Source organism: Pseudomonas sp. GXM4 (assembly GCF_008923895.1).
Classification (GTDB): Bacteria; Pseudomonadota; Gammaproteobacteria; order Pseudomonadales; family Pseudomonadaceae; genus Aquipseudomonas; species Aquipseudomonas atacamensis.
The window spans coordinates 1-1974 of the sequence record NZ_WBRZ01000466.1 but is presented as its reverse complement, the minus strand read 5'-3'; the positions used below and the strand labels follow the sequence as shown (position 1 = coordinate 1974).

Genomic DNA, 1974 nt, shown 5'->3' with positions numbered 1-1974 from the left:
GCCAGTAATAACTCTTCATGACAGCCTGCAATCGGCCAATAGTTGCCCGTTGTCTCCGGCAGCAACCGGTCCAGAGTGTGTAAAAACGTTTCGTCAAAATTGAAGTTTGCGCGTCTATGCGAAATCTGAAAATTATCGGCTGTTCAGCCGATCTGGATTTTGCGTAGAAACGCGATTTTCAGTCCAACACTGGGCTCCAATCGCGCTGAAAAACGTTTTTACACAGCCTCGGCCAAAAGCAGCCGTTCAAGGATGACCGCTCCAACCCGCAATCACTAGGCGAGGGAGGTAAGCGTCAGTCGTTTCCATAGTCCGGTTCGTAACTAATCTCACGCTCGTCCACTTCAACAATTTCCTCACTCAAACCGGCAGCTGAAAGCTCATCAGTGCCCACAAGGTGCAAATTGCATTGATCACAAATGAATTCAACTGGAGAATAAGTTGTCTCAACTTCTTCATAACCAGGACTCACTTCCTCCTGATCATCCGTCAGCTCTTCATAGTCTTTGTCCCCGCCCAACACTGCAGTGCATTGGCAAGCGGGACATTGGCGAGTCCAATACCGAGCGTACCTTCCACTTGTTAGGCGATAAAGATGCCACCAAGAGCGCTCCCCGGATTGAGATCTTTGATCTTCCAATGTTTTTGGAGCCCGTTTTTTGCCATCGGCGTCTTTGCTAAAGTTGTCTCGCGCATGCTCAATTTTTTGCAATGCAGACTGACACTTGAGATGAGACAGATGGTTAATGAGTTCTTCCTTCTCTGCAGCCGCACCGCCAATAAAGTCTTCAAGATCTTTGTTAGCTGCCTGCAAAATTAACCGCACTGCGTGCCACAGCTTCCCCTCCCACACTTCCAAACTGATCCCGATATATGCAGCGTGCCCTGAATGAAGCTCGGCATTGCGGCGATCGGCCAAATCTTTGCATGAGTTATAAGCTAAAGAGTTGAATCCCGGAACGACATGTTTAAGGCGCAGGAACACCTCATTGGCATCAATGGTTCGAACAGCCGTAGCGGTAGATATACCGCACGCTTCCAGCATGCTATTAGAATTTTTCGGGTCTACGACCAGACTTGGATGAACCCTTGCCAGTGCGAACTTACCAAGCAATTCAAGTGCCAAAGTTGCCCAGAGTTGGTAGGCATCCTCCGCGTCAACTTCCTTAGCCTCAAGCGCACGCCTGGCGTAGAGCGCTGCTTTGCCATACAGCGCATCATCTGAAAGTGCGGGCGGAATCGTTCGTGTCGCTCCACGTCTAGTTGTATTCATATCCAATCCTTCAGTGAGATGCGTAAAAGGGTGCGATGACCGATGCCAGAGGCATTACCCCTGCGGTGAAGTACAGTCCAGTTGTCAACTACTAGAATTACACCGGCTGTCCACTCTAGAGTCAAACACGGTTGAACTTGAGGTGACTCTAATGCCTCCAATATAGTACGCCCATGTTCTGTGTGTGCGGTCATACAAGCCGGATCGAAACGGATCCACGCTCGATCCGTACTGGCTATCGTGGAATAAAAGCTTGAACGTCCATTCTTTACTGTGAAATTTTCGCGCCGACTTGCAAGGAGTGGAAACCCTGCATCTTTGACTCTCAATAGCTGCGTTGGGGGCGCTCCGCCTCCGTTAATCGAGTGACAGCCTAAAATCAAATACCGTGGTGGTATCGGCAGATGTGATCCGTCAATATGCCAAGGCTGAGCACCTGCTCCAGAAAAACGACTTAACGAGTTTAAAGGAGCCTCATCCGCTCTCAGCGTCTTCAAAGTTTCTAAAACCCTTCTACCTCGCCCGGCTACAACCGCACCTCCCATATACAAGGCGAGTTCCTGCATAGCCTGTGAAACTGATATGGAAGGTCTAGCGTTTAAAGAAACATAGCCATGATCGCGAATTGCTGCATGCAGCCCATCGTAGCTGTAATCCATTCCTATGACTATTATATTGTTTTATATTCGAGAATAATCAAT

The 1974-nt window shown here is 48.8% G+C and carries 1 protein-coding gene; it reads right to left on the bottom strand.

What is annotated here, in order from left to right:
* Positions 1–295 precede the first annotated feature (295 nt).
* Complete coding sequence (locus tag F8N49_RS27460) at positions 296–1273, bottom strand: hypothetical protein (RefSeq protein WP_151553288.1); 978 nt, start codon at positions 1271–1273, stop codon at positions 296–298.
* Positions 1274–1974 lie beyond the last annotated feature (701 nt).